The sequence below is a fragment of the Microbacterium sp. NPDC096154 genome, assembly GCF_040302945.1.
GTDB lineage: Bacteria > Actinomycetota > Actinomycetes > Actinomycetales > Microbacteriaceae > Microbacterium.
In genome coordinates, this window is sequence record NZ_JBEOSM010000010.1 from 25,533 (window position 1) to 45,461 (window position 19,929).

16 protein-coding genes and 2 pseudogenes are annotated in these 19,929 nt (G+C 70.6%); 12 read left to right on the forward strand and 6 right to left on the reverse strand.

From position 1 onward, the window contains the following. Positions 1–7: 7 nt before the first annotated feature. On the reverse strand, positions 8–1,540 hold the full coding sequence (locus ABTW64_RS13585; RefSeq protein WP_350623307.1) for a GMC family oxidoreductase: 1,533 nt from the start codon (positions 1,538–1,540) through the stop codon (positions 8–10). 106 nt (positions 1,541–1,646) lie between these two features. Between ABTW64_RS13585 and ABTW64_RS13590 the strand changes: the two genes are divergently transcribed. From ABTW64_RS13590 to ABTW64_RS13620, 7 genes are all read left to right on the forward strand, one after another. After that, entirely contained in the window at positions 1,647–2,213 is a 567-nt protein-coding gene (locus tag ABTW64_RS13590; protein WP_350623309.1) for a TetR/AcrR family transcriptional regulator, read from the forward strand. A 40-nt stretch (positions 2,214–2,253) separates the two neighbouring features. Beyond that, a complete protein-coding gene (locus tag ABTW64_RS13595) occupies positions 2,254–3,750 on the forward strand; it encodes an aldehyde dehydrogenase family protein (protein WP_350623311.1) in 1,497 nt (498 codons plus the stop codon). A gap of 140 nt (positions 3,751–3,890) precedes the next feature. Continuing rightward, entirely contained in the window at positions 3,891–4,907 is a 1,017-nt protein-coding gene (locus ABTW64_RS13600; protein WP_350623313.1) for an ABC transporter substrate-binding protein, read from the forward strand. An 86-nt stretch (positions 4,908–4,993) separates the two neighbouring features. Continuing rightward, positions 4,994–5,785 carry an ABC transporter permease gene (locus ABTW64_RS13605; protein WP_350623315.1) on the forward strand — a complete coding sequence of 264 codons (792 nt, stop codon included), beginning with the start codon at positions 4,994–4,996 and terminating at the stop codon, positions 5,783–5,785. Further along, a complete protein-coding gene (locus ABTW64_RS13610; RefSeq protein ID WP_350623317.1) occupies positions 5,778–6,653 on the forward strand; it encodes an ABC transporter permease in 876 nt (291 codons plus the stop codon). The genes ABTW64_RS13605 and ABTW64_RS13610 overlap by 8 nt, the downstream gene beginning before the upstream one ends. A gap of 41 nt (positions 6,654–6,694) precedes the next feature. Then, a complete protein-coding gene (locus ABTW64_RS13615; protein WP_350623319.1) occupies positions 6,695–7,507 on the forward strand; it encodes an ABC transporter ATP-binding protein in 813 nt (270 codons plus the stop codon). A gap of 127 nt (positions 7,508–7,634) precedes the next feature. Then, positions 7,635–9,044 (forward strand): MFS transporter, encoded by a 1,410-nt coding sequence (locus tag ABTW64_RS13620; RefSeq protein ID WP_350623321.1) that lies wholly within the window; start codon positions 7,635–7,637, stop codon positions 9,042–9,044. A 36-nt stretch (positions 9,045–9,080) separates the two neighbouring features. Here ABTW64_RS13620 and ABTW64_RS13625 read toward each other — a convergent pair whose 3' ends face one another. The 3 genes from ABTW64_RS13625 to ABTW64_RS13635 form a co-directional block, all read right to left on the reverse strand. Continuing rightward, positions 9,081–9,971 (reverse strand): VOC family protein, encoded by an 891-nt coding sequence (locus ABTW64_RS13625; RefSeq protein WP_350623323.1) that lies wholly within the window; start codon positions 9,969–9,971, stop codon positions 9,081–9,083. Between the two features lie 84 nt (positions 9,972–10,055). Then, positions 10,056–10,337: a hypothetical protein gene (locus ABTW64_RS13630; protein ID WP_350623325.1), complete on the reverse strand. Its 282-nt coding sequence runs from the start codon at positions 10,335–10,337 to the stop codon at positions 10,056–10,058. Between the two features lie 147 nt (positions 10,338–10,484). Beyond that, on the reverse strand, positions 10,485–11,168 hold the full coding sequence (locus ABTW64_RS13635) for a GntR family transcriptional regulator (protein WP_350623327.1): 684 nt from the start codon (positions 11,166–11,168) through the stop codon (positions 10,485–10,487). A gap of 182 nt (positions 11,169–11,350) precedes the next feature. Here ABTW64_RS13635 and ABTW64_RS13640 point away from each other — a divergent pair, with 182 nt between their 5' ends. From ABTW64_RS13640 to ABTW64_RS13655, 5 genes and pseudogenes are all read left to right on the forward strand, one after another. Beyond that, positions 11,351–12,196, forward strand: a complete 846-nt coding sequence (locus tag ABTW64_RS13640) for a fumarylacetoacetate hydrolase family protein (protein WP_350623329.1) — start codon at positions 11,351–11,353, stop codon at positions 12,194–12,196. An 11-nt stretch (positions 12,197–12,207) separates the two neighbouring features. Continuing rightward, positions 12,208–13,179: pseudogene (locus ABTW64_RS15330) on the forward strand (FAD-dependent monooxygenase); the annotation flags it as partial. 267 nt (positions 13,180–13,446) lie between these two features. After that, a pseudogene (locus tag ABTW64_RS15335) lies at positions 13,447–13,845 on the forward strand (hypothetical protein); the annotation flags it as partial. A 19-nt stretch (positions 13,846–13,864) separates the two neighbouring features. After that, the gene (locus ABTW64_RS13650) at positions 13,865–15,865 is read left to right on the forward strand and encodes a flavin-containing monooxygenase (RefSeq protein ID WP_350623333.1); all 2,001 of its coding nucleotides are present in this window, start codon (positions 13,865–13,867) and stop codon (positions 15,863–15,865) included. Then, complete coding sequence (locus ABTW64_RS13655) at positions 15,862–17,217, forward strand: carboxylesterase family protein (protein ID WP_350623335.1); 1,356 nt, start codon at positions 15,862–15,864, stop codon at positions 17,215–17,217. The genes ABTW64_RS13650 and ABTW64_RS13655 overlap by 4 nt, the downstream gene beginning before the upstream one ends. Before the next feature lie 85 nt (positions 17,218–17,302). Here the strand turns inward: ABTW64_RS13655 and ABTW64_RS13660 are convergent, their stop codons facing one another. Continuing rightward, a complete protein-coding gene (locus ABTW64_RS13660) occupies positions 17,303–18,304 on the reverse strand; it encodes an ABC transporter substrate-binding protein (protein WP_350623337.1) in 1,002 nt (333 codons plus the stop codon). A gap of 33 nt (positions 18,305–18,337) precedes the next feature. After that, on the reverse strand, positions 18,338–19,894 hold the full coding sequence (locus tag ABTW64_RS13665; RefSeq protein ID WP_350623339.1) for an FAD-binding oxidoreductase: 1,557 nt from the start codon (positions 19,892–19,894) through the stop codon (positions 18,338–18,340). Positions 19,895–19,929: the final 35 nt, after the last annotated feature.

Consider the following 19,929-nt stretch of genomic DNA (forward strand, 5'->3'; position numbering starts at 1 on the left):
GGTGAGGTCAGCACCCCGCGATCAGCTCGGCCGCGCGCTCGGCGACCGCGATCGTGGCGATGTTGAGGTTGGCGGTGACGACGTCGGGGAAGATCGACGCGTCGACCACGCGCAGGCCGGCGACGCCCTTCACGCGGCAGAGCGGATCCACCACGGCGGCGGGGTCCGTCTCGGCGCCCATTCGGACGGTCGAGCAGAGGTGCATGACGTCCTTGACCTGCCCGAGGATCTCGCTGCGCGTGCGCGGGGCGATGAGGTCGCCCTCGCGCAGCGCCGCGAACTCCGGACGCTCCATCAGGTCGGTGGCCCGCGCGAGCCCGTCGAGCATCCGCGCGTAGTCGACCGAGTCGGTCAGCAGACGCTGCTCGATCACCGGCTGCACGCCCGGATCGGCCGACGGCAGCCACAGCGTGCCTCGCGAGAACGCCTGGTTCAGCTGCACCGCGAGACCGGCCGTGTCGTTGCCGAACCAGTAGTTGTGGTTGGTCGCCAGGATGACCACGTCGTTGCGGATCGTGCCGGGCAGGCCGCTCGAGAAGCGAATGGCGAGGTGCGTGGGGCGCATCCCCTCCGCGACCACGCGGCCCTCGCGCGGCCGGAACTGCACGAACACGATGGCGTGGTCCTGCGCGCCGTGACCCACGGGCAGATCGGCGACGACCGGAACGCCGAGGCGCCCGAGCTCGTGCGCGGGACCGATGCCGCTGCGCAGCAGGATCGCGGGAGACAGCGCGGCACCGGCCGACAGAACGACCTCGCCGCCCGACGCGACGCGGATCTCCGACCCGTCGCGCAGGCGCACGCCCCGTGCCGTCGTGCCCTCGACGACGACGTCGACGACATGTGCGCCGCCGCGGATCGTGAGGTTCTCGCGATCGCGCACGGGGTCGAGGTAGCCGTGGTTGGTCGACACGCGGCGCAGGTCGCGGGTGTGGTTGACCGGGTAGCGGCTGCGGCCGGTCGTGTGGGGCGCGTTGTAGTCGTCGTGATAGGCGTAGCCGAGCGCCTCGCCGGCCGCGTCGAGCGCGAGGTCCACGTCGCCCCAGCCCGCTCGCGGCTCGCGGTAGATCGGGATCGGCCCCGCGTCGCCGTGGAAGGGCGCATCCGGATAGTCGAGGTCCGTCTCGAGGCGGTTCAGCGCGCGCCGCATCGGCTCGATGCCCCACCCGGCGGCGCCCAGCCGCGACTCCCAGCGCGTCCAGTCGCCCTCCTCGGGGCGCGCGGCGATGAGCCCGTTGACGCTGGAGGATCCGCCCAGTCCGCGCCCGCGCGGGTAGAGCATCGGCTCGCGCTCGGGGCGGCGCCGCGCCGTGATGTCGGTCCAGTAGTAGTCGGGCTCCATCTCGTGCGACGGCGCCATGGTCAGTCCCGTGCGCAGGGTGCGGTGACGCAGGAACTCGGGGATCGCCTCGCCGCGGTAGTCGAGGCCCGCCTCCAGCAGCAGCACACGACGGGACGGGTCGGCGCTGAGGCGGTTGGCGAGCACCGCGCCGGCGGAGCCGGCGCCGACGATGATGACGTCGAACTCGTTCTGCTGCATATGGGCTCTCCCTCGAGCGCGCGGAGACGATCCGCTGTTGCTTACATCTGTCAGGGAGAGTACCTTACAGATGTCAGTCACTGTCAACCGTCCCCGGGGAGATCGCATGGACCCGCGCGTCGCACGCACCCGCACCGCGCTCATCGACGCCGCGCTCGCGGCGCTCGAGACGACGTCCGTCGGCGAGCTGACGGTCGCGGCGCTCTGCGCGCGTGCTGGGGTGAGTCGCGTCGCGTTCTACGACCGGTTCGGCACCATCGACGCGCTCCTGGTCGACGCCATGGCGGTCGAGCTCGACCGCGTGCGCCAGGCGGCGGCGGCGATCGACCCGGGCGGGAAGCGTCGCGACGACGAGCCCCCGGAGGACCTCGCCGAGGTGTTCCGCATCATCTCCCAGCGCTCGGGGCTGTACCGGGCGATGCTCGAGGCTGACGGCAGCATGGCCTTCCTGCACCGCATGCGCGACGTCCTGCGCTCGGCGGTCGCCGCGTCCATGCACCGCCTGCCCGGCGCCGACGCCTGGCCGGTCGAGCGGGACGCGTACTACGACTACGTCGCCGGAGCGGCGCTCTCGGTCGTGATCGGGTGGCTCCGGCGCGATCCGCTTCCGGACGCCGGCGACATCGCTCGGCAGTTCTGGTGGCTGCTCAACACGCGCCCCGGCGCGCTCTGAACCGAAACCCACACCGCACCCCACCCCAGAGGAGACGACGATGTCCCAGCCCTCCGCCACGGCCCTGACGAACTCGACGCCCGACGTCCTGCGCTCCCCGATCCGGCTGCTCGTCGACGGGCAATGGGTCGAGGGCACGGGGGAGTCGATCGACTTCTTCGATCCTTCCGAGGGGACCGTGCTCGGCACCTTCGCCGGGGCCTCGGAGGCGGATGTCGACCGGGCCGCCCGTGCCGCGCGCGCCGCGCTCGACGGCCCCTGGTCGCGCGTCACGCCGGCCCAGCGGGCCACCCTGCTGTGGCGCCTGGCCGACGCGCTCGAGGAGCGGATCGAGGAGTTCTCGCTGCTCGAGACCCTCAACACCGGCAAGCCGCTGAGCCTCACCCGCCAGTTCGAGCTGCCGCAGGCGGTCGCCATTCTGCGCTACAACGCGGGCTGGGCCACCAAGCTCAACGGCGAGACGCGCGACGTGTCACTGCCGGGGGAGTGGCACACGTTCACGATGCGGCGCCCGGTCGGCGTGGCCGGGCTCATCGTGCCGTGGAACAACCCCATCGTGATGGCGGCGGCCAAGCTCGGGCCGGCGCTCGCGGCGGGCTGCACCACGGTGCTGAAGCCCGCCGAGCTGACCCCCGTGACGGCCGCGCGACTGGGCGAGCTGATCTGCGGGCTCGGCTTCCCCGACGGCGTGGTCAACATCGTGCCGGGGCTCGGGCACGTGGCCGGCGAGGCGATCGCGACGCATCCGCTGGTCGACAAGATCTCGTTCACCGGATCCACCGCGATCGGGCAGCACCTGCAGCGCACCACGGCGGCGACCATGAAGCGTCTGTCTCTCGAGCTGGGAGGCAAGTCGCCCGTGCTGATCTTCGCCGACGCCGACCTCGACCGCGCGATCGAGGCGGCCGCCATGAGCATCTACGCCAACTCGGGACAGGTCTGCGCCGCCGGATCCCGCCTCTACGTCGACGCGCGGGTCGCCGACCGCGTGATCTCCGGCATCGCCGAGCGCGCGGCCGCGCTGCGCGTCGGCGGCGGGCTCGAAGAGGGCGTCACGACCGGGCCGTTGATCTCGGCGAGGCAGCGCGACCGGGTGCTGGGCTACATCGAGCAGGGGCGCGAAGCGGGCGCCGGTGTGGCGGTGGGCGGATCCGCGCCTGATCGGCCGGGCTTCTTCGTGCAGCCGACCGTGCTGACCGATACGCACGCCGACATGTCGGTCGTGCGCGAGGAGATCTTCGGCCCCGTGCTTGTGACCCAGACCTTCGACGACCCGGATGACCTCGACGCCATCCTGGGGCGTGCCAACGCGTCGGAGTACGGGCTGTCGTCGTACATCTGGACGCGCGATCTCTCGCGTGCCCATCGGGTCGCGCGGCGCCTGCAGGCGGGCAACGTGCGCGTCAACACGTACTCGGGCATGGACCCCAACATGCCGTTCGGCGGCTTCAAGGCGTCGGGCTATGGCAAGGAGAACGGCCGCGAGGGCGTCGAGGCGTACACCGAGCTCACCTCGGTGGCCATCCGCCTGGACTGAGTGAAATATCTCTCAGCGAAAGGTTCCACAATCCCGTGGGAATGCGTTATCGTCTGCGTAATGCATTCTCCATGGGGGAGAGCAGCCCCGTCGGGTCCCCGGCGGACCCGAGGTTCCATCTCAACGAGGAGAGCAGACCCATGAGCCACAGCATCCGTCGCACCGCCCGCTGGGCCGGCCTGGCCGCCATGGCCGCCACCGCCCTCGTCGCCACGGCGTGCTCGAGCCCCGCTCCCGCGCCCGCCAGCGGCGACGCCGCGTCGGGGGAGCGGCCCGGCAAGACCGAGATCACGGTGGTCACCGCGCCGATCAACTACGAGCCCGTCTACCTCGCCGACAGCGAGGGCTTCTTCGACGAGGTCGGCCTGGATGTCACGATCAAGCCCGGCGGCACGCCGCAGGACAACCTCGCCCAGGTGATGGGCGGATCCGCCGACCTCACGATCGTCTCGTGGGACGTCGCGGTCACCGCCACGTCGGAGGGCGTGCCCATCAAGGTGATCTCGTCGAACGCGGTCGTCTCGACCGAGTTCGACACGTCCGGCGTCGTGGTGCGCGCCGACAGTGGCATCGAGTCGCTCGCCGACCTCGAGGGCAAGACCATCGCCTTCAACGACCTGGGATCGGGCGGCAACGTGGCCGTGAAGCAGGCGTTCGAGGCCGCGGGCGTCGACCCCGAGAAGGTCGAGGACGTCCTCATCCCGTTCGCCGGCATGCAGGCGGCGCTCGAGGGCGGCCAGGTCGACGCGGCCTTCCCGTCCGACGCGTTCTACGGGCCGCTCTCGCAGGACCCGGCGTACAAGGTCATCTCGAACCCGTCGCGCGAGTTCCGCGGCGGACTGCCGATCACGCTCTGGGCGGCGACCGACCCGTGGCTGCAGGAGAACCCCGGCACGGCCGACAAGTTCAACGAGGCCATGCAGAAGGCTGCCGACTTCTACAACGACGAGGCCAACCTCGACGCCGTGCTGGCGGTGCGCTCGGAGATCAGCGGCAAGCCGGTCGAGGAGGTCTCGAAGGTGCTGACGCCGGCCGCGCTCGAGACGCCGGTCGACGTCGCCGAGGCGACCACGCAGGCCTTGAAGGAGTTCGGCTTCGTCGAGAAGGAGCCGAAGCCCGTCGACGAGATCCTCTGGGCCGACGCTCCCCGCAGCTGACCGACCGGATGTCCGGGACCAGCCGGTCCCGGACATCCGGCTCATCTGATCCAGACGAGCATGAGACCTCATCGGAGAGGAACACCATGACAACCGCAGCAATCGGCGTGCCCCGCCGAGCGTCCTGGACGCTCGCCGGCCGCCGCCTGATCGCGCTGATCGTGATCCTGGGGCTCTGGCAGCTCGCCACAGCGGTCGGCCTGGGGCCCTCGATGGTGCCGTCGCCGATCGAGGTCGTGCTGGCCATCGGCGAGGTCCTCGTGGCGCCGTCGTTCTGGCAGGGCCTCGGCCAGACCGTCTTCGCGGCGCTGATCGGCTGGCTGATCGCCACCGTCCTCGGCGTCGTGCTCGGTCTGTTCTTCGGAGCGAACAGGTTCGTCGACCGCTCGACTTCGCTCATCGTCGACTTCGGCCGCGCGTTCCCGATCATGGCGCTCATGCCGGTGATGATCCTGCTGCTGGGCCAGTCGGTGAACATGAAGGTCACCATGATCGTGCTGGGCGCCGTCTGGCCGGTGCTCGTGCAGTCGATCCTCGGATCGCGTCGCCTCGACGCCGGCATCGTCGACACCGCCAAGATCTACCGGATCCCGCGGGCGCTGTGGTTCCGTCGCGTGCTGCTGCCCTCGGCGCTGCCGTTCATCGCCACAGGCGTGCGCATCGCGGCGTCCATCGCGATCCTCACCGCGGTCGGCGTGGAGGTGCTCACCCAGGTGCCCGGTCTCGGTCGCCTGATCACCCTCGCGCAGGAGAACGGCCGCTGGGACCACACGTTCGCATACCTCTTCTTCGCCGGCATGTTCGGCTGGGGCGTCGCCGCGCTGCTGCAGTACGCCGAGAAGCACCTCCTCGCATGGAACAGGCAGAGCGATGACTGACACCCGCACCTCGACCATCCGCGCGCAGGCGCGTGAGCCCCGCATCGGCGTGTTCCGCACCGTCTGGCGTCCGCTCGGCGCGCAGCGCACCGAGATGCCGGCCGCAGCGAGCGCCGCGCTGGGCGTCGTCGAGCGGCTCTGGCTGCCGATCCTGCTCGTCGCGCTCTGGTGGGTCGCGTCGGCGGCCAGCACCAACCTGTTCATCCCGCCGCTGTCGCAGATCGTGCAGAGCGTGGTCGCCGACTTCGCCAGCGGCGAGCTCGTCGCCGCGATGGGCACCAGCCTGGTGAACCTGTTCGTGGGCTTCCTGGCCGCCGCCGTGCTGGGCATCGGCCTGGGACTGGTGATCGGCGAGGTGCGCTGGCTGCGCGAGACGCTCGACCCGTTCATCCACTTCCTGCGGTCGGTGCCGCAGACCGCGCTCGTTCCGCTGATCATCGGCGCGCTGGGCATCGGTCGCGAGCCCAAGATCTACGCCGTCGCGTTCGCGTGCCTCTGGCCCATCCTGCTCAACACGATCGACGGTGTGCGCGGCGTCGACCCGTCGGTGCGCCGCGTCGCGAAGGTGTTCGGCGTGCCGCGGGGCCTCTACTACCGGCGGGTCGTCCTGCCCGGGTCGATGCCGCAGATCGTGGCGGGCCTGCGCGTGGCCCTGCCGATCGGCATCGTCGTGATGGTCGTGAGCGAGTTCTTCGCGGCCAACATCGGTCTCGGCTTCTACATCCTCGAGTCGTCGAGCACGTTCAAGATCCCCGCGACGTGGGGCGGCGCGCTGCTCGTCGGCGTCATCGGCTACATCCTCGTGCTGCTGTTCGGCCTGTTCGAACGCCGCGTTCTCTCCTGGTACTTCCGCTCGGGCGCTCAGTGACGAGCCCGGACGACAACGACAACGATGAAGGACGGTTCGACATGACGATCCCGAACGGAATCCACACCGGAACCCTGAGCGCCACCTCGGGCGAGGCGCTGCTCAGGGTCGACAGCATCTCGATGGGCTACGGCTCGGGCGCCACCGAGAAGCGCATCCTCGAGAACCTCAGTCTCGAGGTCGCGCGCGGCGAGTTCGTCTCGATCGTCGGCCCCTCGGGCGTGGGCAAGACCACCCTGCTCAAGGGCCTGTCGGGCCTGCTGGCGCCCAAGGCCGGCACGGTCTCGGTCGACGGGCAGGCCATCAACGGCCCGCACCCCGACATCGCGGTCGTGTTCCAGGACTACTCGCGCTCGCTCATGCCCTGGATGACCACGCGCGAGAACATCGCCTTCCCGCTGCAGGGCAAGGGCGAGCCGAAGGCCGCGCGCGACAAGGCCGCCGACGAGGCGCTGGAGGCCGTGGGCCTCGCGGGGCAGGGCGACAAGTATCCGTGGGAGATGTCGGGCGGCATGCAGCAGCGCGTCGCGATCGCCCGCGCCCTGGCGTACAACGCCAAGGTGCTGCTCATGGACGAGCCGTTCGCGTCGGTCGACGCGCAGACGCGGTTCGACCTCGAGGACCTCGTGATCGACCTGCGCGAGAAGCTCGGCGTCACCATCATGCTCGTCACCCACGACGTCGACGAGGCGATCTACCTCGCCGACAAGGTCATCGTGATCGCCGAGAAGCCGGCCACGGTCGTCGACGTGATCGAGACGGGTTTCGGCACCCATCGCGACCAGGTCGCCACCAAGGCCGACCCCCGGTTCCAGGATGCCCGCGGGCGCATCCTGACGCGCCTGCGCAAGTAGCGCTGCCAGCCGGCCGGCGGGCGGCCACGAGACGCCGCATGGCCATCCGGGCATGCGGCGTCTCGCGACCACCAGCGGCTTCCGGCATCCTGCGTCCCGGTCCTCGCGGCGGTGCCAGGATGGACGGGTGAGTTCCGCCGCCGTGGGTCTCCGCAGCGAGCGGGGACCCATCCTTCTGTCCGTCATGGTCGCGACCGGCCTGGTCGCCGTCGACTCCACGATCGTCGCCACCGCGGTGCCGTCGATCGTCGCCGACATCGGCGGATACGAGTCGTTCCCGTGGCTGTTCTCGATCTACCTGCTCACCGGCGCCGTGCTCACGCCCGTGTACTCGAAGCTCGCCGACCAGCTGGGGCGCAAGCCCGTCCTCCTGTTCGGCATCGCGGTGTTCCTGCTGGGATCGGTGCTGTGCGGCGCCGCCTGGGACATGACGTCGCTCATCGTCTTCCGTGCGGTGCAGGGCATCGGTGCGGGGGCCATCCTGCCGATGACGATGGTGATCGTCGGCGACATCTACACGCTCGAGGAGCGCGCCCGTGTGCAGGGCTACGTGTCCAGCGTCTGGGGCGCGTCGTCGGTGATCGGCCCGACCCTGGGCGGCGTGTTCGCGCAGTTCGACATCTGGCGCTGGATCTTCTTCGTCAACATCCCCCTATGCCTGCTGGCGTACTGGCTGCTCGCCCGCAGCTACCACGAGCACGTCGAGCGCGCCGAGCGCCGCATCGACTGGGCAGGCGCCGCGCTGCTCACGGCCGGCCTCACCCTGCTGCTGCTCGGCGTGCTCGAGGGCGGCGTGGCGTGGGCGTGGGCGTCGGCGCCGTCGATCGGCGTGTTCGCCGGGGGAGCGGTGCTCATCCTGCTGTTCGTGCTGGTCGAACGGCGGGCGGCCGAGCCCATCCTGCCGCTGTGGATCTTCACGCGGCCTGTCGTCGCATCGACGGCACTGCTCAACGTGATCCTCGGCGGGGTGCTGATCGGGTACACCGCCTACATCCCGACCTTCCTCGAGGGCAGCGCGGGCGCGACGCCGCTGCTGGCTGGGCTCGCGCTGGCGACCATGACGATCGGATGGCCCATCTCGTCGTCGTTCGCGGGCCACCTCTATCTGCGGTTCGGCTTCCGAGCGGTGATCATCGCGGGGTCGGTGCTCGTGCTGATCACGTCGATCGGGATCGCGGTCGCCGCCCAGTGGCCGAGCATCTGGCTCGTGGCCACCGTGCTCTTCGTGACGGGCATGGGCTTCGGTCTCGTCGCAGTGCCGTCCATCGTGGGCGTGCAGACGACCGTGCCGTGGCAGGAGCGCGGCGTGGCCTCGGGCGCGGTGATGTTCTCGCGCTCGATCGGTCAGGCGGTGGTGGCCGCAGTGCTGGGCGCCGTCTCGAACGGGATCATCTCGCGCCTGGGCGGCGACGAGCACGACCGCGCCACGGTGATCGCGTCGTCCGGCGCCGTGTTCGCCGCGTCGGCGGTGCTCGCCGCGGCGATGTTCGGCCTGGCCTTCCTCATCCCGCGCGGCGACCGGGCCCGCGGCGCCTGAGCCGGTGCCGCCGGGCGCCGGGACGGTGCCTCGACGCTACTGCGCGACGACGGCCTCGCGCGCGGGGAACAGGCCGTGCGAGCGGAACTCGCTGAAGTCGTAGATCGACCACTTGGTGGCCCACGCGCGGTCGTCCTGCGGCCACACGATGGGCGGACGGTCGTCGTCGAGGATCCACTCCATGTCGGTGTAGAGCTCCACGACGGCGCCGGTCGGCTCGACGTAGTACGCGGCCATGTTGTGGCCGGCACCGTGGCGGACGGGGCCCATCAGCAGGCGCAGCCCGTGCTCGTGCAGGCGGTCGCCCACCTTGCCCAGTTCGGCGATCGACTGCACCTGCCAGGCGTGGTGGTGCATCCATCCCTTGCCCTTCATGAGCGCGACTCCGTGGTGCTCGGCGTTGCAGCGCAGGAAGTAGGCGAAGTCGTCGCCGATCACGTCGGAGACGCGGAAGTCGAGCACGTCGGTGAAGAACGTCAGCATCGCCTGCAGGTTCTGCGGGTGCAGGTTGACGTGACCGAAGCGGTCGGGGGTGTGGCCCGCGAGGGTGATGTCGGATCGGGCCGGGCCGATATAGATCTCGAACACGAAGTTCTCCGGGCCGACGAACGCGAAGCCGTCCTCGACCCCGGGGTGCAGTGCGGTCTCGCTGAAGATCGGGTACCCGGCGTCGCGCACGCGCGTGCGGGCGAGGTCCAGGCCCGCCTTGCCGGCGGCGATCAGGCCGATGTGCCCGACGCCGTGCTCGGGGGCGTCGAGGTACACCATCTCGTGGTGCAGCTTCGCCCGGCTCGACATGTAGACGGCGTTGCCGCTGCGGCCGGTCTCGACGAGGCCCAGGATGTCCTTCGCATGCGAGACGGACGCCTCGATGTCGCTGGTCTGAAGCGAGACGTAGCCGATCTCGCTGATCACGCCGAATGCCATGGTGCTCCTGTCGTCACTGACCGCTGGATAGTGCACAACAGTAGCAGGAATGCATAATCACGGGAAGTCCCGTGCGTGGACGGATTACAGGTCGTACAGCCCGCCGTACGGCGTTGCTTCGTCGCCGGTGTCGCGGGGGTCGTACTGCACTGTCTCGACCGAGAACACCACACGCGTCCCTGGCGATATCAATGCGTCCACAGCGCGGTTCCCGACGACGGTGAAGCTGACGAATCGGCCACCCGCGTGGAGCGCCTCGATGATCCGCTGCTTGAGGGCCTCAAGATCGTGGCCCTGGGACAGGAAGTGGCTCGTGCCGTCGATGGTCACCTCGGTGCGCACCATGGTCTGCATCTCCTCGCCCATGCAGGCAACCCTAAGGACGCGAGTCTGCCGTGCAGAAGGGCTTGAATGTCCGCGTCGGTTCTGCAACGACGCGGATGCGCGTCAGAGCCGTGATCCGCGGACCTGGCGCGAGCCGGGCGGTGTGCGACGGCGCGCCGCCGCGTCCGGCTAGGAGGTCGCCTCTGGCAGCAGCCCCGACTCCAGGATGAGCTCCATCGTCAGCGTGTAGTGGCGACGCAGCAGGGCGCCGGCGCGCTCGGCATCGCGGTCGATCACGGCCTGCAGGATGTCGCGGTGCTCCTGCTCGATGTCGCGCTGGACCTGGTTCTTCGACGGCGCCGCCCAGCGGCGGTAGAGCGACGTCTCGTCGGACAGGGTGGCGGCCAGGTCGATCAGCACGGGCAGGCCGCACGACGACAGCAGCTTGGCGTGGAACGCCGCGTGCGCCGCCACCCAGCCCGGGTTGAGCGACTCGTCCTCATGGTGGCGCGGCGTGCGCTCGAGCGTGTGGTGCGCGGCGAAGACCTCGGACTCCCACTGCAGGTCGCCGCGCTCGATCGCCAGCTTGATCCCGAACTCCTCCGAGAGGCAGCGCAGCTCGTTGAAGTCGCGCAGCTCCTCGAGCGAGAGGCGCGGCACGAAGAAGCCGCGGTTGGGCTTCAGCTCGACCAGGCGCTCGCCCGTGAGGCGGGTCAGGGCCTCGCGCACGACCGTGCTGCTGGTGCCGTAGTGGGAGGACAGCGCGACAAGCTGCAGCTTCTCGCCCGGCACCCACTGGCCGGCCAGGATGTCGCCGCGCAGGCGCTCGCGCACCTCGGTGCTGAGGGTCTCGGATTCGCCGCGTCGAGCCATGTATGCAATATAAGGCGCCTGCGGCGGCAATGTACGACGCGCCACGGGCGCGGATAATGCATTCCAGGTTGACGGATGCACAATCTGGAGTACTCTGGCACCAGGCGCCCCGTTGCCGAGGCGCCGGACGTTCCCCCGGCTCCGCCTCTCGCGCCGATGCCGGACGTGTCAGAGAGGACAACATGCGATACGCCAGCTACCAGACCGTCGACGGTGGGCACACGTGGGGTGTCGAGGACGGCGGCACGCTGTACGACCTCGGACCGTCGGGCCTGAACGTGGCCCCGTCGCTGCGCGACGCCATCCTGTCGGGTGCGCTCTCCGACGTCCCGGCGCACGGTGAGGCCCCCTCCCAGCCCGTCGAGGGCACGGTCTTCGACGTCGTGGTCGGCGGCGTGAACAAGGTGATCTGCATCGGCGTCAACTACCGCACCCACAAGGAGGAGACCGGGCGAGCGGATGTGCCGCACCCCACGGTGTTCTCGCGCTTCTCCGACACGCTCTGGCCTCACGGCGCCGACGCAGCGATCCCGGCCGAGTCGACCCAGTACGACTACGAGGGCGAGGTCGCCCTGGTGATCGGCAAGCCGGCCTACAAGGTGTCGCGCGACGAGGCATTCGACCACGTCGCCGGCTACGCCGCCTTCAACGACTTCTCGGCGCGCGACTGGCAGCGCCACACCGGCCAGTGGATCCCGGGCAAGAACTTCCCCGAGTCGGGCACGTTCGGCCCCTATTACGTGCCGGCCGCCGACATCGCCGACATCGAGAAGCTCGAGATCACGACGCGCGTGAACGGCGAGGTGCGTCAGCACGCCGCCCTGGCCGACCTGATCTTCGACATCCCCTCCCAGATCGAGTACGTCACCACGTTCACCAAGCTCGAGCCGGGCGACATCATCGTGACCGGCACCCCCGGCGGCGTGGGCCTGTTCATGGACCCGCCGACGTTCCTCGAAGACGGCGACGTGGTCGAGGTCGAGGTGACCGAGCTCGGCACGCTCGTCAACAAGATGGTGCGGCGCTGAGGGCGATCCGGATGTCCTCCGATCTGATCGAGCGCGACGTCGTCGTCGTGGGGGCGGGCCCGATCGGGCTCGTCGCCGCGCTGCTGCTCGCCGACGCGGGCGTGCGCACCACGATCGTCGAGAAGGCCACCGCCCCGGGCGACCTGCCCCGTGCGATCAGCCTGCAGGACGAGTCGTTCCGCACGTTCGAGCAGCTCGGTGTGGCCGACGCGCTCAAGGCCGAGTCGCTGCTCGACACGGGCAGCCGCTACTTCGGCCTCGGCGAGAAGCTGCTGCTCGAGGCCAAGCCCGTGGCGTCGCGGATGGGCCATCCGGCGAAGACGCAGTTCGACCAGCCGATCCTCGAGCAGCTGCTCTGGGACCGCGCGGTGGCACATGAGGGCCTCGAGTTCGTGCGGGGCGCCGAGGCGACGAGCATCACGCACGACACCGACGGCGTGGCCGTCACGGTCTCCGCGGCGGGGGAGACCCGCACGATCCAGGCCGGATGGCTGATCGGCGCCGACGGCGGGCGCAGCTTCACGCGCTCGGCCCTCGGCGTCGACCTGGTCGGCACCACGCAGCCGCAGCGCTGGCTCGTGATCGACCTGCTGAACGAGACCCGCTCCCTCGACCCGTTCGCCGAGTTCCACTGCGACGGCGAGCGGCCGTACGTTCTGGTGCCCGGCGTGGACGGCCGGCTGCGCATCGAGTTCATGCTGTTCGACGGCGAGGACGCCGAGGCCATGACGACGCCGGAGCGCATCCGCGAGCTCGTCGTGCCGCGCTTCCGCCCCGAGCTGCGCCCGGATGACGTGCGCCGCGCGGCCGTCTACGTCGCGCATCAGCGCGTCGCGCGCACGTATCGCACCGGGCGCGCGTTCCTGATCGGCGACGCGGCGCACCTGATGCCCCCGTTCGCGGGGCAGGGCCTCAACGCGGGCGTGCGCGACGCGACCAACCTGGCATGGAAGCTCATCGAGGCGGTGAAGGGCGGCGCGAGCGAGCGCCTGCTCGACTCGTACGAGCTCGAGCGTCGCACGCACGGCGCGAAGATGGTCACGGTCTCGCACCGCATCGGCGCGGTCGTCATGGCCACCAACCCGGTCGTGACCCGCGTGCGCGACGCGGTCGTGCGCACGGTGAGCATGGTGCCGCGCGTGCGCGAGTTCCTGGCCAACATGCGCTTCATCACGCCGGCGGACTACGCCGCGGGCGTTGCGGTCGCGGGCGAGACGGCCCTCGAGGGCGTCGCCGTGGGGCGGGCGCTCAGCCAGCCGACCGTCCTCGCCGCCGACGGGTCGGAGGCGGGGCTCGACGTCCACCTCGGCCGGGGGTGGGCGCTGCTGCAGGTCGGCGGCGCCGCGAACCGCCTCGACGCGCGCGACCCGTACTGGCACGGCATCGACGCCGTGCACCTGCGGGTGCTGCCTCCGGGCGCGCCGGCTCAGGCCGGCGAGGTCGCCGAGTCGACGCCCGTGCTCACGGCATCCGCGCCCGGCGAACCCGTCTTCATCGCGGTGCGTCCCGACCGCTACGTCGCCGCGGTGTTCACGGCGGCCGATGAGCACCGCGTCGTGGACAAGCTGCGCACCTTCGTCGACGATCGCGCCCGCGCGATCCGCCGATCCGTCTCGCCGTCGCCCGCGACGGCTCCCGAGCACGCCTGATCCATCGCAGGAGGATGAGATGAACGCGAACCCGACACCGCTGTCGGAGGCCACCCGCGCGCCGCACGGCGACCTCTACTGGATCGAGGAATACCCCGCGATCACGGAGACCGACGACGAGCTGCGCGCGTACGTCGCGAAGGCCGAGCTGCCGGTGCTGCTGGCGTCGCTCGCCGCCGCGCTGCGCGACACGTCGATCCTCGAGGACGCGGTGCGCCCGCCGATCCCGCCCATGGGCCCCTACCTCGAGCCTCACGGCGGCATGACCCCCGCGCAGCAGGAGCGCGCTCGGGAGATCGGCTTCGCGGCGCTGACCCGTCTGCGCGACGAGGGCATCCGGTCGGTCGACACGCTTCCCGAGGGCATGGCCGACGAGATCCTCGACTGGTTCACGGACGGCCGCACGCGCGACGCCGGCTACGCGGGGCAGCTCAAGCACGAGCTCGACATCGCGCCCGACAAGAACGGCGCCGCCGACTGGCGGTTCGAGGACCTGGCGAACGGCCGTCCGTTCGAGGCGCTGATCGTGGGCGCCGGCATCTCCGGCATCGCCGCAGCCTGGCGTCTGCAGGAGGCCGGCATCCCGTTCACGTGGATCGAGGGCTCCCACACGCTCGGCGGCACGTGGTGGAAGAACCGCTACCCGGGCGTGCGCCTCGACACCCCCACCTACGGCTACAGCTTCTCGTTCGCCCAGCGCACCGACTGGCCGCACCAGTTCGCCGAGGGCCACGAGGTGCTCGAGTACCTCAAAGACACGTTCGAGCGCGCCGGATGGACCGACGAGACCGTGGAGTTCGGCACCCACCTCGTCAAGGCCGTGTTCGACGAGGAGAGCGGCACGTGGGCGGCCACGACCCGCACCCGGGACGGCCAGGAGCAGACGCGCACGTTCCAGGCGGTGATCACGGGCGTCGGGCAGCTCGACCATCCCTTCATCCCGGAGTTCCCGGGCCAGCAGACGTTCACCGGCGTGCAGATGCACTCGCAGGAGTGGGACGACTCGGCCGACCTCGCCGGCAAGCGCGTCGCCGTGATCGGGACGGGGGCCAGCGCGTACCAGATCGTGCCGGCCATCGTCGACGACGTGGCACAGCTGTACGTGTTCCAGCGCAGCGCGCCGTGGATGCTGCCGGCTCCGACGTACCACGAGCTGATGAGCGACGCCGCGCGATGGCTGCACGCCAAGGTGCCTCACTACGGGCACTGGTTCCGCCTGTGGGTCACGGCGGGCGGCATCGACGGACGTCTGCACATCGCCAAGGCCGAGGACGGCTGGGAGGGCGTGCCCCACAGCGTCTCGCGCGCCAACGAGGAGTTCCGCCAGGCGGTCGTCGAGCGCTACAAGGAGCAGTACGAGGGTCGACCCGACCTGCTCGAGGTCGCCATCCCGACGTACCCGCCGTCCGCCAAGCGCATGCTGCGCGACAACGGCGTGTGGGCGCGGGCGCTGAAGTCGCCGCAGACGCGCGTGATCACGAGCGGCCTGACGTCGTTCGAGCAGGATGGCGTCATCACGGGCGACGGCGAGAAGCTCGACGTCGACGTGGTGATCTACGCAACCGGCTTCCGTCCGTCCGACTACCTCGACCCGATTGAGATCGTGGGCCGGGGCGGCGTGGAGATCCACGACTACTGGGGCGGCGACGCCAAGGGCTTCGCGGGCATCACGGTGCCGGGATTCCCGAACCTGTTCATGCTGCTCGGCCCGAACACCGGCGGCGTGGTCGGCGGCGCGCTGCACTTCATGATCGAGCGGGCGGCCGAGTACGCGGTCAAGTCGATCCGGGAGCTGCTCGAGCGCGACGCGAAGGCGCTCGACCTGAAGCAGGAGGCCCTCGACCGGCACATCGCCTGGGTCGACGAGGAGAACTACCGGATGACCTGGGGTCAGCCGTACGTGAAGACCTGGTACAAGAACCGGTTCAACCGCGTCTCGCAGGTGTGGCCGTATCGCACCAGCGAGTACTGGCGGATCACCGAGCAGGTGAACCCCGACGACTACGAGTTCCTGCGATGACCGACGTCGTCGTCCGCTACGGCGAGCGGCTCGACCCGTCCGACCGCTTCTCTGAGCTGTCCGACCGGATCCCGGATGTCGTGGTCGAGCGCCCGCTCGCGTTTCCGCAGCGGCCGGGATCGCTGAACCCGCTGCTGGGCGGCGCGAACGGCGAGCTGCCGCAGAGCCATGACGCGTTCCAGCTGCGGGTGCAGGCGCCCGACGGGGCGGTCGGCGCGCCCGTGGTCGTGTTCATCCCCGGTGGCGGGTTCATGACCGGAACGGGCAATGCCCGCTGGTTCACGTCGCCCGAGCTGGTCGAGCAAGCGGGGATCGTGCTGGTGACCGTGAACTACCGCATCGGCGTGCTCGGCCACCTGGGCCCCGAAGGCGATCCGCTCGAGTCGCAGCGCGGCCTGCGTGACCTCCTGCACGCCATCGACTGGGTGGTCGCGCGCATCGCCGCCTTCGGCGGGGATCCCGACAACATCACGCTCGCCGGCGACTCGGCCGGCGCGTGGTACGCGTACGCGCTCTCGACCCTGCCCGACACGGAGGGGCTGTTCGCCCGCACCGCGCTGATCAGCCTGCCGCGCGAGGCGCCGCTGACGGCGGACGCCTACGCGCAGCGCCGTGCCGTGCTGCTCGACGCGCTCGGCGGCGACCTGCGCGAGGCCTCGGCCGACGCCGTGCTGGAGGCGCAGGGTGCGCTGGCGCGCACATATGCCGGCAAGGGCATGGCTCTCATGCCGGCGGCGGCCGGGCCCATCCCGGCCGGCCTGCACGACTTCGCGGCGTCGGCGCCGCGGCTGCACGTGCGAGAGCTGCTGCTGCTGTCGACGTCCGAGGAGGCCGCGGCGTTCCTGTTCCCCGCGCCCGACGAGGCGTTTCCCCCGCCCGCGGTCGATGGTTTCCTCGGCGCGAAGTTCGCCGGCCCCGCGGCTGCGGCCGCGTGGATCGATGCCAAGCGCCCGGATGCGTCGCCGAAGCAGCGGATGATCGAGGCGATGACGCTGCACCAGTTCCGGCTCGCGCACCTCGAGCTGGCAGCGGCTGCCGGCATCCCGACGTACGTCGCGTCGTTCGGCGTGCAGAGCCCCCTCCGGGGCGCGGGCAGCCCGCACTGCTTCCCGCTGCCGTTCCTGTTCGGAGAGCGGGCGGTCTGGCACGACGCCCCGATGCTTGCGGGCCTCGGCGACGAGGTCTTCGACGTCACGTCGGCCGCGCTGCGGGAGTGGTTCGTCGGCTTCGCCCGCACGGGCGAGCCGGCCGGTCAGCCGCCCTTCGACCCCGCCTCGCCGCAGCGCCTCGAGTTCGGCGGCGCCGAGCCGCACCTGCTCACGCCGACCGAGCTCTCCCTCGTCGCCCGCTGACGCCGCGTCGCCGGAAAACGACGTTCTCACACGCGGAGAACGGAGTTTTCCGGCGACGGCCGTTCGGCAGCGTGCGACGGACCCGTCAATGGGTGGGCGCGTCGCGCCAGAGGATGTCCTCGACCGGGACGGCGCGGTCGACCGTGCCGAAATCGACCAGCTGGTCGACCGCCGTCGACACGGCGTCGGTGTCGATCGCGAGACGCATCGGCACAAGCGTGTCGGAGACCTCGGCGAGCGGCGTCTGCGACACCTCGGCGCGGATCGCCTTGACGGCGTCCAGGTTCGCCTCGTCCTCGTAGAACGCGATGGCACGGTCCATGGCCTCCAGGAATCGGGCGGCGGTGTCTCCGTTCGCCTCCAGCCACGGCGTACTGGCGGCCCAGAGCGTGATCGGCGCACCGGCGCGCGTCTCGCGCACGGGGTTGGCGATGACGCGGTCGGCGGCATCCGTCGCCAGCGGGGTGTAGAAGGGCTCCGACGGGAAGACCGCGTCGACTTGACCGGCCTCGAGCGCCGCGGCCATGCCCGCATACGGGACCGCCACGGGGCGGACCTCGTCCTTGCCGATCCCGGCGTCGGCGAGCGCGGCATAGACCTCGGCCGAGCCTCCCGCTCCGAGCGAGTCGAAGGCGATCGTCCGCCCCTGGAGATCCGCCAGCTCGTCGATGCCGCTGTCGGCCCGCACGATGAGCCCCGAGGTGTCGACGGTGTCGCTCACCACGCTGTTCCCCGCGATCACGCGCACCGGGACGCCCTCGGACGTCGAGGTGGTCATGGTGTCCCAGGCCGCCGTGATGATGTCGGCGGAGCCGCCGATCGCCTGCGCCAGGTTGTCCTGAGGCGGACCGCCCCGCTTGATCTCCACCTCGAGCCCGGCGTCCTCGAAGAAGCCCTCCTGCTCGGCGATGAACAGCGGCTCGTACGCGATCGGGGCATACAGCACGGTGACGGCATCCGCGCCGTCGGCCGCCGGCGCCGACGTGCCACCCGGCGCGCACCCGATGAGCGCGAGCGCGCATCCGGCGCCCGCGAGGAGCGTGAGACCGCGGGGGGCCGGAAACGGACGGAGGGGAGCGCGGGGCATGGAGGAACCTGCTTTCGGAGAGGGGAGCGCGGATCAGCCGCGCAGGCGCTTCGGCCAGACGCCCTGCTTGCCGGGGGAGAGGATGCCGTTCGGATCGATCGCGTCCTTCAGCAGCTCCTGGAAGCGCATGGCGGCGCCGTCGTTCCACGAGAAGCCCGCCGCGATGTCGTCCATGTTGTCGATGTGGCCCCGGTAGGGCGTGTAGCCCCGGCGCAGCGCCGCCTCCGACACGGCCTGGTAGAGGGCGCGGGCGCGCTCGAGCTGCTCGGCGTTGCCGTTCTCGAAGAAGATCATCGTGACGTGCACGAGGTGGCGCGCGTACACGTGGTAGCCGATGTACAGGTCGAAGCCGTGCTCGGCGTAGAGCGCCTTGACCTCCTTGTAGAAGTCGTAGACCTCCTCGCCGCGTGCCGGCATGAGCGGGGCCAGGTCGGTGTGGCCGCCGTCTTCCGCGTACCAGCCGACGGTCTTCAGACCGGCGAGCGTGGGCACGCCCGCCATCGTGGTCTTGTCCTTCTCGTCGATGTCGTCGTACGTGACGGGCTTGCCGTCCTGGCCCTCGTACAGGCGCACCTTGACCTCGAAGCCGGGCAGGTCGAACGTCTCCCGGATGATCCGGATGCGCTCGCGGATCATGCCGGGATCGCCGTAGAGCGCGAAGCGGGCGTTCCAGTGCCCGATGCCCATCTTCTGGCGCATCTCCTCGACCACGTCGTCGGGGATGGACCCCTCGCCGGTGTACCAGCGCGAGCGGGGGCCGTTCATGGTGCCGGCGCGCACGACATTGCCCACGAGGCAGTTGTTCTGGAAGATCTCGCGACGGCGCAGGTCGGCGATCCGGTCGATCAGCGTCGTGACGTCGTCGACGTCGTCGACCACGATGTCACCGGAGGCGAACGCCTCGGGCCACGGCATGAGCCAGATGCCGGCCCGCACGACGATGCCCAGGCCCGACTGCGTGAACAGCTGGTCGATGTTCGGGCCGAAGCCGCCCTTGAACACGTTGGCGAGCGGGCTGTCCTCGAGCCCCCACATGCCCGTGCGCAGCAGCGATCCGTCGGGCAGCACGACCTCCAGGCCGCACAGCTGCTGCACGTGGTCGCCGTACGGCGACATGCCGTAGCCGCGGTCGAGCGCGTTGCCGAGGACCGAGCCCCACCCGAGCGCCGGCACCGAGACGAACAGCGGATGGCGGTTCTGCTGGATGTGCTCGAACAGGTCGAAGAACGTCACACCGGGCTGGATGACGGCGTACGCGAGCTCGGGGTCGACCTTCTCGATGGCGTTCATGCGGCTCAGATCGAGCACGACCTGGTCGGGGGTGCGGGGGGCGGCGCCGCCGTAGCCCAGGTTCTTGCCGCGCGAGACGGTCCACAGACTCGTGCCCGTCTCGTTGGCCAGGCGCACGATCGCCTGCACCTCCTCGGTGCTGCCCGGGCGCACGCCGGCCGCGGACGGAGCATCCGGGTGCAGGGCGTAGGGGTCGGCGTAGGACTTCTCGAGGTACGGGTGCTCCTCGCCGGGCTGGTAGACGTTCTCGGCCCCGAGGATCTCGGCGGCGCGGCTGAGGAAGACGGCGTTGTCGGGCATGGTTCCATGCTGTCCGCCGGGTATGCTCACGTAAA

What these genes read in the sequence shown, in the direction of transcription:
- ABTW64_RS13595 (WP_350623311.1), top strand. Translation starts at nt 2,254, where the DNA reads ATGTCCCAGCCCTCCGCCACGGCCCTGACGAACTCGACGCCCGACGTC.
- ABTW64_RS13640 (WP_350623329.1), top strand. Translation starts at nt 11,351, where the DNA reads ATGCGATACGCCAGCTACCAGACCGTCGACGGTGGGCACACGTGGGGT.
- ABTW64_RS13585 (WP_350623307.1), bottom strand. Translation starts at nt 1,540, where the DNA reads ATGCAGCAGAACGAGTTCGACGTCATCATCGTCGGCGCCGGCTCCGCC.
- ABTW64_RS13660 (WP_350623337.1), bottom strand. Translation starts at nt 18,304, where the DNA reads ATGCCCCGCGCTCCCCTCCGTCCGTTTCCGGCCCCCCGCGGTCTCACG.
- ABTW64_RS13590 (WP_350623309.1), top strand. Translation starts at nt 1,647, where the DNA reads ATGGACCCGCGCGTCGCACGCACCCGCACCGCGCTCATCGACGCCGCG.
- ABTW64_RS13635 (WP_350623327.1), bottom strand. Translation starts at nt 11,168, where the DNA reads ATGGCTCGACGCGGCGAATCCGAGACCCTCAGCACCGAGGTGCGCGAG.
- ABTW64_RS13625 (WP_350623323.1), bottom strand. Translation starts at nt 9,971, where the DNA reads ATGGCATTCGGCGTGATCAGCGAGATCGGCTACGTCTCGCTTCAGACC.
- ABTW64_RS13665 (WP_350623339.1), bottom strand. Translation starts at nt 19,894, where the DNA reads ATGCCCGACAACGCCGTCTTCCTCAGCCGCGCCGCCGAGATCCTCGGG.
- ABTW64_RS13630 (WP_350623325.1), bottom strand. Translation starts at nt 10,337, where the DNA reads ATGGGCGAGGAGATGCAGACCATGGTGCGCACCGAGGTGACCATCGAC.
- ABTW64_RS13610 (WP_350623317.1), top strand. Translation starts at nt 5,778, where the DNA reads ATGACTGACACCCGCACCTCGACCATCCGCGCGCAGGCGCGTGAGCCC.
- ABTW64_RS13615 (WP_350623319.1), top strand. Translation starts at nt 6,695, where the DNA reads ATGACGATCCCGAACGGAATCCACACCGGAACCCTGAGCGCCACCTCG.
- ABTW64_RS13605 (WP_350623315.1), top strand. Translation starts at nt 4,994, where the DNA reads ATGACAACCGCAGCAATCGGCGTGCCCCGCCGAGCGTCCTGGACGCTC.
- ABTW64_RS13650 (WP_350623333.1), top strand. Translation starts at nt 13,865, where the DNA reads ATGAACGCGAACCCGACACCGCTGTCGGAGGCCACCCGCGCGCCGCAC.
- ABTW64_RS13655 (WP_350623335.1), top strand. Translation starts at nt 15,862, where the DNA reads ATGACCGACGTCGTCGTCCGCTACGGCGAGCGGCTCGACCCGTCCGAC.
- ABTW64_RS13600 (WP_350623313.1), top strand. Translation starts at nt 3,891, where the DNA reads ATGAGCCACAGCATCCGTCGCACCGCCCGCTGGGCCGGCCTGGCCGCC.